The sequence below is a fragment of the Gordonia sp. NPDC057258 genome, assembly GCF_042668985.1.
Classification (GTDB): domain Bacteria; phylum Actinomycetota; class Actinomycetes; order Mycobacteriales; family Mycobacteriaceae; genus Gordonia; species Gordonia hongkongensis.
This window is the reverse complement of the sequence record NZ_JBHUXZ010000019.1, coordinates 86,389-94,329: the sequence shown is the minus strand read 5'-3', so window position 1 is coordinate 94,329 and position 7,941 is coordinate 86,389. Positions and strand designations below refer to the sequence as shown.

Here is a 7,941-nt window from a genome sequence, read left to right as displayed (position 1 = left end):
CCGGCTCACCCCCCCAGACCAGCCGCCGCCGGTTGCGGTTCGGCCCGGAACCCGGGACAAACCGCAACCGGAATTCTGGGCGGTGCCGGTCGCCCGAGCGGTCTACCTCGTGGCCGGTCATCACCGATCGGCGCGCGCACAGGCACGGACCGCGGTGCTCTCCGTGAGCTCGAATGCCGCGTTGGGTGGGGTTGCCGCCGCTTGGTGGCTGGGCCTCCACCCGAAAGAGCCCCGAAAGCACCTGGTGTTCACCGGTTCTCACGGAGCGCACACGCGCTCGTCGGCGACTGCGGTGGTCCGGCACCGCCGCTTGACCGACGCCGACGTCACCACGCACGCCGACCTCAGGGTCACCGCAGCGCCGCTCACCGCCCTCGACGCCTCCGCCGAACTCGGAATCACTGTCCCCGATTCGGCTGTTCTCTCCGGCACGGTGAAACTCGCCGACCTATAGGCCGCACACTCGCGCCACCCCGGGCGGCATGGTTCTCCGGCCATCACTCAGTACTTGCGACTCCTCGGCGACGGCACGCGATAGGAGGCGGAGCGAATCGTGGCCACGTTGTTTCGCGAGTCGGGCATAGTGGGCTGGACACCGAACGTGAGCGCCGAGGGATACGTCATCGACATGGCCTTCACCCGGGAGAAGCTGGCTGTCGAAATCGACGGATTCGCCTACCACCGCGATGTCACGACGTTTCAGCCAGACCGGACAAAGCGCAATGCGCTCATCGCCGCGGGCTGGACCGTCCTGAACTTCACCTGGGCCGACATCGTCGAACGCGGCGATCAGGTGGTGACCACGGTGAGAAATGCGTTGAGCCGTTCGGCCGCCTGAGCCGCAAAGGGCCACCCGACTAGATCACGTAGTTCATCCGGCTCAGGATCGCTTGTCCGAGAGCCTGATCGCCGTGCAACTCCACCGCGGACGGATCGGCATCCCGTCGGCCACCGGCGTACCGCGCGAGATTCGTCGCATCCAGCCGGATACGCACGTCGGCGGCGTCGTCGCCGCCGTCGAACTCGTCGACGACACCTGCCCGGTCCCCGACGGCGATTCGTACGGTTCGCGGAGACACCCCGGTGATGTCGAAGAGGACGGTGCTGCCCTTCGGTGCATCGGCTCGCTTCCCGACGACGAAGGGCAACGACGCGCCGATCTCGTCGAGTGCGAACGACGCCGGGCCCGGCTCTGCCACGGCGGAACGATCGGTGCCGTCACGCAGGTCGATCTCGTGCACCCAACAGTCGAAGATCCGAATCCGCATGAATCGCCCGTACGTGTCCGGCCCGGCGGGCGTCATCGCCTCGGCATCGAAGTCGTTCTGCGACATGGATTTCAGCGCCTCGGTCCGGACGCCGATGATCTCGTCGAGGGCGGCAACCACCTCGGCACGCGGCTTCGGGCGGTAATGGTCGACCCACTTCTCGTTGAGTTCGCCGATCGGGTTACGGACGTGGTCGAGGGCGCTGACCGTACGGGTGGCCTCGACGTCGCGGCCGTCGAGCATGCTTTCGGTCCCGACGATGTGGGCGACGATGTCGGCATTGGTCCAGCCGGGCAGAACCGACGGCGCCGACCACGCATCGTCGTCGAGCGCGCGGGCCAGTTCGCCGATCACGCCCCACTGCGCGATCAGAGCCTCGGTCACCTCGTCGATCGGCAGGATCGTCGTCGCCATCGTTTCTCCTCGGGTCTGTGTCGGCGATCAGGCCGCCGGCGGGTCACTCGGTTCAACCGTATCGGGGACCGATCTGCGGATCCCGGGACCCGCCGAACGGAGGACAATGCGTGGTGTCGGCCCCGGCGAACGACCCGGGCACCCTACGCTTGTCCGCGTGTCTGCATCCGTGCGCGCCGGCGACCGGCTCGGTCCGTACCTCATCGACGGGTTGATCGGCCGGGGCGGAATGGGCGAGGTGTACCGCGCGACCGACACCCGCAAGGACCGGGTCGTCGCCCTGAAGCTGCTCAGCCCTCAGGTCGCCGACGACCCGGCTTTCCGTGACCGGTTCCACCGCGAGTCACGCGTTGCCGCCCGCCTCAACGATCCACACGTCATCCCGATCCACGACTGGGGAGAGATCGAGGGGCGCCTGTTCATCGACATGCGCCTGGTCGACGGCCGCGACCTACGCACCCTGCTCCTGCAGGACGGACCCCTGCCGGCTGAACGCGCGCTGCGGATCGTCGGTCAGATCGGTGACGCCCTCGATGCTGCGCATCGATCCGGCCTCGTCCACCGCGACGTCAAACCCGACAACATTCTCGTCGACGATCGCGACTTCGCGTACCTCGTGGATTTCGGTCTCGCACAGGCGGACACCGACACACGGTTCACGAGCACCGGCACTGCAGTCGGTTCCTTCGGCTACATGGCGCCGGAGCGGTTCGGCGACGATGCCGTGGGGCCGCCCGCCGACATCTACGCGCTGGCGTGCGTGCTGTTCGAATGTCTCGCCGGAGTGCACCCGTTCGCCTCGGCGACCACCATCGAGCGGTTGATCGCCGCCCACCTCACCGCCCCGCCGCCGCGCCTCGGTGCCGCGATCGATCACGTCATCGCCCGCGGGATGGCGAAAGATCCGTCGCAGCGCCAGCTCTCGGCGGCGGCGCTGGTCGCCGACGCCGGCGGTGCCCTGCGGTCGGAGCCTCTCGGTGGCGCGCCGACGATCGTCCCGGCCGGAACCCCCACCGTCGTGCCCGCCACCCCGTCGGCATCGACACCCGCCGCTCCAGCCGGGCCGTGGGACGCCACCCGGGCCGCGGTCTGGACCACACCGCCCCGCCGCCGGTCACCTCTCGTTCCCATCGTCGTGGCGACGTCCGTCGTGCTGCTGATCTGCGCCGGCGTCGTCGCCTGGGCGATCGTCACGACCGAGCGGGACAACCCGGCGACCACAGCCGCCGACGCATCCGCAGTGTCCACGACCACCGAGGCGGCGCCCCAGCCAACGACGCCGACGCCGGCCGAACCGACGCCCCTTCCCGGACCGACTTTGCAACCGGGCCCCGCGTCGCAGCCGGGTCCGGCACCCCGGCCGTCGGCGAGTCCTCAACCCGCAATCGTCCCCGGCGATCTCGGTCTCACCGTGCCGATGACCCGGCCGGCGTGCGACGGCACGGGGATCGTCGTGGTCGCCAACGCGACCGCACCCGGGAACTACCCCGGCGAGGTGCAGTCCTATTTGAACCAGTACCCGGGTGCGAGCTACTTGCGCACAGATCAGTCGTGTCCGTCGCTGAAGCAGGTGAGCGATGACGGCACTCCGATCTATGCGGTCTACTACGTCGCGGGCCGCACTCTCGAGGACATCTGCACGATGCGCAACCAGATCGGCGGCCTTGCATACGGCCGCTGGCTCGACTACACCACCGACCCGGAATCGCAGATCACCTGCTGACCGCGCCCCTACAGGGACGACGCGACGAACAAGGACCGGACCTGTCCGCATCGTCGGGCAGGATGGGCACATGTTGGAAACCTCCGCGCGGTTGCTCGCGTTGCTGTCGCTACTGCAGACACGACGCGAGTGGTCGGGCCCCGAACTCGCCGAGCGCCTCGACATCACCACCCGCACCGTGCGGCGCGACATCGACAAACTGCGCGAGCTGGGCTACCCGGTGGACGCCAACGTCGGCTCGCGCGGTGGCTATCGGCTGGGCGCCGGCGCGGAGATGCCGCCGCTGCTGCTCGACGACCAGGAGGTCCTCGCGGTCGCGCTGGGTCTCGATGCGGTGACGACCGGCGCCGTCGCCGACATGGCGGAGGCCTCGGCGGGCGCGCTCGCGAAGCTGAGGCAGGTCATGCCGTCGAGGCTGCGCCACCGGCTCGACGCGCTGCGGATCGAGGCCGTGCCCCGTACCGCGCCGGCGAGCGCGGTGTCCGCCGACCGGCTCACCGAGATCGCGACCGCATGCCATCGGAACGAGCGGCTGCGGTTCGACTATCGGCGCAACGACGGGGAGGAGAGCCGACGCGAGATCGAACCCTATCGACTCGTCCGCAACGGGAACCGTTGGTATCTGGTCGGTTTCGACATCCAACGCGGCGCCTGGCGGTCGTTCCGCGTCGACCGGATGGAACCGAAGGTGCCGACCGGACCGCATTTCACCCCGCGCGAACCACCCGAGGGAGGGGCGGCGGCGTTCGTTCTGCGCGGTCTCGGGTCCGTCTACCGGCGGGCGACGGCGCGGGTGCGTATCCATGCCTCGCTCGACGAGGTGTCGGCGATGGTCCACGAGTCGTGGGGTGCACTCGAGTCCGGCGACGAGCACAGTTGCGAGATCACGCTGTACAGCACGTCGCTCGCCGAGATCGCTCGCTGGCTGTACGCCTTCGGCGCAGATTTCACCGTGATCGAACCGGTTGAACTCCGGGCCGAGTTGGCGGCCGCCGCGGAGTACCACGACCGGGTCGCCGAACGGTACCGACGGGCAGTCGTCGCGCAACCGTGACCGTCACCGACGCCGTTACCCGACCGTGACATCGGCACCATGTCTGTCACATGGACGCTCCCGAGCCGACCGACTCCGCCGATTTTCTCTACCGTCGGTGTCATGCGACTTCTCATCACTGGCGCCACGGGGTACGTCGGTTCCCGCTTGGTGTGCGCACTGCTCAAGCAGGGACACGACGTGGTCGTCACGTCGCGGGACACCCGGAAGCTGGCCAAGTTCGGTTGGTCGGACCAAGTCAGCATGGTGACCATGGACGCCGACGACCCGGCGTCGGTCAGGAGCGCGATGTCGGACGCCGGGCAGATCGACGCGATCTACTACCTCGTCCACGCCATCGGCCAGGCCGACTTCGCGAACGGCGACCGCGACGCCGCACGCAACGTCGCCGAAGCCGCGCGTGACGCCGGAGTGGGACGGATCATCTATCTCGGCGGTTTCGTGCCGTCGGACGACAAACTGTCCACCCATCTGCAGAGCCGCGCCGACGTCGCCGACGGACTGGTGGTCGACGGCGGGCCCGAACTGGTGTGGCTGCGCGCCGCAGTGGTCATCGGCGCGGGTTCGACGTCGTTCGAGATCATTCGGTACATGGCCGACCGACTGCCGGTGATCCCCGAACCCGACTGGATCACCAACGAGATGGATCCCATCTCCATCCGCGACGCGGTCCACTATCTGGCCGCGGCGTGCGACTCCTCCGTCTTGCCCGCCGGGAACTACGACATCTCCGGCCCCGACAGCGCGCGCTACATCTCGATCCTGCACGAGTACGTGTCGGCGATCCGGATGCCGAGGCTGCGGCTACCGGTCTTCGGGATCTCGACCCGGCTCGCGGGCCGGGTCGGCGGCATGCTCGTGCCGGTCCCGGCGTCGCTCACCGAGGAGCTCGTCACCTCCCTCGACCACCCGATGACGGCGTCCGAGCACCGCATCCGCGACCTCGTCCCGCCGCCCGAGGGCGGACTGACACCGATGCGCGAGGCCGTCCACGCATCCGTGCGGTCGCCGTATCCCCGCTCGGTGTGCGACCTCGACGACCTCCACCACCTCGCCGACACCGACCCGGCCTGGGCCGGCGGCGACTGGCTGCGGGTCAAGCGCAGCGTCGTCGAGACGATCGGTACGTCCCTCGGAGTGGCGACGAAGGTCGTCGGAGTCCTCCGACCGGGTCGCGCCGATGTAGCGTCGTGAGCGGTGACCGTTAGTCGACCGACTCCCTGACCGATCGAACTAGGTGGTGATGTGCTGGTGACCTCACTGGCGCGCGACCTGTACGACTCCGTCGCCGCGGACCGCGACCCCGATCCCGGCGCCCACTACATCCGACGACGCTGGCTGGTCGGCGTCTTCCTCGTCATCGGTGCGGTGGTTCTCGGCATCTCCCTGCGGGTAGAGCCGGGAGATGCCGCGTTCTACCCGCTGACCATCGGCCTGGCGGCCGTATGGATCGTCGGTGCGTTCGTCTCCGGACCGCTGCGCCTCGGTGCCTTCAGCCCCACCCCCTCGCGCCCGCCCGACCGGATCGGGGCGATCGGACTCGGCGTCGTCGTCGGTCTGGCCGTGGGCGGCGCGTTCGTGGTCGGCGGCCTGGTGGCACGGATGATCCCCGGCGTCAGCGACCTCGCCAACCAGGTTCTGGCCTTCGCCGACTTCGGCAGCCTCGCCGTGGTCACCGCGATCACGATGCTCAACGGCCTCGCCGAGGAGCTGTTCTTCCGCGGCTCGGTCTACTCGGCGGCCCGCCCGCACAATCCGATCCTCGTGTCGACGGTCATCTACGTGCTGGTCACCATGGCCAGCGGCAACGTGATGCTCGGCTTCGCCGGCGCGGTCCTCGGCACCGTCTGCGCCATCCTCAGACGCAGTACCGCCGGCGTCCTCGCACCCGCGATCACCCACGTGATCTGGGGCGCGGTCATGGTCCTGGCCCTCCCGTCCGTCTTCGCCTGACCCTCCGCTCCCCGATCCGCGAGAAGCGACCGCCATTGCTCCCTGAGGTGCGAGGAGCGAAAGCGACGAGCCTCGAAGGGCTGGCGACCCGACCACCCAGACCCGGTTTGAGCGACCGGCATCGGAGCGACTAAATTCGTGTGCGCAGCGCCACGTTCGTCAGCGCGGCACGCGCGTATAGCTCAGCGGTAGAGCTCTGGTCTTACACACCAGTGGTCCCGGTTTCGAATACCGGTGCGCGCACTACATAACAGCAGGTAAATACCCTTCTAGGGTATGCGCCTCCTCGGGAGGGACCGCAGGGGGACCGCAGGACTTGTGAGAGTCCGGTCTCATCACTGCGGTCTCTCTGTCTTTGTTGCTGACTCTCATTGCCCTTGTGTGCGGCGTGTATGCCCACGCTGCTGGTGGGTACCTGCTCCCCTGCTGCCCTGCTGTGTGGGCGCATGGGCCTACCTACTGGGATGTGGGCGGTGGGGCTGGTGGTGCGTAAGTGTGTGGTGGTGCGTAAGTGTGTGGTGGTGCGCTGGGGTTGGGGGTAGTAGGTGGTCCACTCCCCATGGTGTGAGCGCTGACTATGTCGGAGGGTTGTACAACCTAGAGGTAGTGGGCTGCGGCCGGTGGCGCTGGCGTGAGGTCGAACCGTGGTGCAGGACCCTGCACTAGACCTCGTTCTGCTCGGAGGTCGTTGATCTCTGCTAAAAACGTCCCTGAGCTGCGGGTTTGTGACCAAATGCGCCGGATGTCGTCCCCTGTGGCGCTGGCGGGGTGGATGAGCCGGGGGGCGATATGCGCGGCGCTGGCCGTGCTCGGGCTGTGATTGACGCTGAGCCCGATGAGCCACTCGGTGGAGTCGATGACTCCGGCGAGCCACTCGATGGCCCGGTCGGCGGGTTCGTTGATCTCAGCGGATCGGGCGGCGCTGGCCAGGTCGGCATGGACGGCACTGGTCAGTACTCGGTTGAGGCGTCCGAGGTCGTCGACGAAGAGGCTGGAGTAGACGAAGCGTTGCGGCGTAATCATGCGGGTTTGGCCTCCTCGGTCGAGGGTTGTGGCGCTGGCGTGTTCCCTTGTCGCGCAAGGATTTCGGCGCGGAGGGCGTCGAGGTCCCGAGGTGCATCACGGCGGCGGAGTTCGGCCAGGATGTCGTCGAGGCCCTTGGCGGCGGGGGCGATGATGGCTTTGTTCTCGTAGGCAGTGGCCCGTCCGGCGATGACTCCTATGGCCCACTGGGGGCGGGCAACGTCGGTGTGGCTCCAGCGGATGGTGCCGTGGGCCTCCTCGGCGGCTGTCTTGGCCTCGGTGAGGGTCGGGTAGGTCGAGGCGGTGGCGCTCGCCTCACGGACGGTTCCGGCGGTGCCGAACGTGACGGTCGTGATGCGGTAGGTGGTCGCCACTGTGGTGCTCCTCGGTGCCGGTGGAGGGTCTCTTCCTAGGGTGGCACGAATCTTGGCGGTGGCGTGTCTACGCGGGTGGGTGGCGCTGGCGCTGGCCCATAGTCGACGAGGGTGTCCATGGTCGAGGTGGCG

Annotated in this window: 7 protein-coding genes, 1 tRNA gene and 1 pseudogene; 6 read left to right on the top strand and 3 right to left on the bottom strand. The window is 68.4% G+C overall.

Annotated elements, in window-relative coordinates; genetic code table 11:
• Positions 1 to 88: 88 nt before the first annotated feature.
• A pseudogene (locus tag ACFUEJ_RS15045) lies at positions 89 to 838 on the top strand (endonuclease domain-containing protein); the annotation flags it as partial.
• A gap of 19 nt (positions 839 to 857) precedes the next feature.
• Here ACFUEJ_RS15045 and ACFUEJ_RS15040 read toward each other — a convergent pair.
• Complete coding sequence (locus ACFUEJ_RS15040) at positions 858 to 1,682, bottom strand: maleylpyruvate isomerase family mycothiol-dependent enzyme (RefSeq protein WP_288815574.1); 825 nt, start codon at positions 1,680 to 1,682, stop codon at positions 858 to 860.
• Positions 1,683 to 1,839: 157 nt separating this feature from the next.
• Between ACFUEJ_RS15040 and ACFUEJ_RS15035 the strand changes: the two genes are divergently transcribed.
• The 5 genes from ACFUEJ_RS15035 to ACFUEJ_RS15015 all read left to right on the top strand — a co-directional run bounded on the left by ACFUEJ_RS15035 (position 1,840) and on the right by ACFUEJ_RS15015 (position 6,655).
• Positions 1,840 to 3,405, top strand: a complete 1,566-nt coding sequence (locus ACFUEJ_RS15035; protein WP_058253134.1) for a serine/threonine-protein kinase — start codon at positions 1,840 to 1,842, stop codon at positions 3,403 to 3,405.
• A 70-nt stretch (positions 3,406 to 3,475) separates the two neighbouring features.
• Positions 3,476 to 4,459, top strand: a complete 984-nt coding sequence (locus ACFUEJ_RS15030; protein WP_288815569.1) for a YafY family protein — start codon at positions 3,476 to 3,478, stop codon at positions 4,457 to 4,459.
• A gap of 102 nt (positions 4,460 to 4,561) precedes the next feature.
• Positions 4,562 to 5,653 (top strand): NAD(P)H-binding protein, encoded by a 1,092-nt coding sequence (locus ACFUEJ_RS15025; protein ID WP_288815566.1) that lies wholly within the window; start codon positions 4,562 to 4,564, stop codon positions 5,651 to 5,653.
• A 51-nt stretch (positions 5,654 to 5,704) separates the two neighbouring features.
• Complete coding sequence (locus ACFUEJ_RS15020) at positions 5,705 to 6,412, top strand: CPBP family intramembrane glutamic endopeptidase (RefSeq protein WP_058253137.1); 708 nt, start codon at positions 5,705 to 5,707, stop codon at positions 6,410 to 6,412.
• 171 nt (positions 6,413 to 6,583) lie between these two features.
• Positions 6,584 to 6,655, top strand: a tRNA-Val gene (locus ACFUEJ_RS15015).
• A 354-nt stretch (positions 6,656 to 7,009) separates the two neighbouring features.
• On the opposite strand, the gene ACFUEJ_RS15010 is transcribed toward ACFUEJ_RS15015, so the two are convergent.
• Both ACFUEJ_RS15010 and ACFUEJ_RS15005 read right to left on the bottom strand, forming a co-directional pair.
• Positions 7,010 to 7,435, bottom strand: coding sequence for a hypothetical protein (locus ACFUEJ_RS15010; protein ID WP_388030268.1), 426 nt, complete (start codon positions 7,433 to 7,435; stop codon positions 7,010 to 7,012).
• Positions 7,432 to 7,809 carry a hypothetical protein gene (locus ACFUEJ_RS15005; RefSeq protein ID WP_388030265.1) on the bottom strand — a complete coding sequence of 126 codons (378 nt, stop codon included), beginning with the start codon at positions 7,807 to 7,809 and terminating at the stop codon, positions 7,432 to 7,434. Before ACFUEJ_RS15005 ends, ACFUEJ_RS15010 begins: the two co-directional genes overlap by 4 nt.
• Positions 7,810 to 7,941 lie beyond the last annotated feature (132 nt).

What these genes read in the sequence shown, in the direction of transcription:
- ACFUEJ_RS15040 (WP_288815574.1), bottom strand. Translation starts at nt 1,682, where the DNA reads ATGGCGACGACGATCCTGCCGATCGACGAGGTGACCGAGGCTCTGATC.
- ACFUEJ_RS15030 (WP_288815569.1), top strand. Translation starts at nt 3,476, where the DNA reads ATGTTGGAAACCTCCGCGCGGTTGCTCGCGTTGCTGTCGCTACTGCAG.
- ACFUEJ_RS15025 (WP_288815566.1), top strand. Translation starts at nt 4,562, where the DNA reads ATGCGACTTCTCATCACTGGCGCCACGGGGTACGTCGGTTCCCGCTTG.
- ACFUEJ_RS15010 (WP_388030268.1), bottom strand. Translation starts at nt 7,435, where the DNA reads ATGATTACGCCGCAACGCTTCGTCTACTCCAGCCTCTTCGTCGACGAC.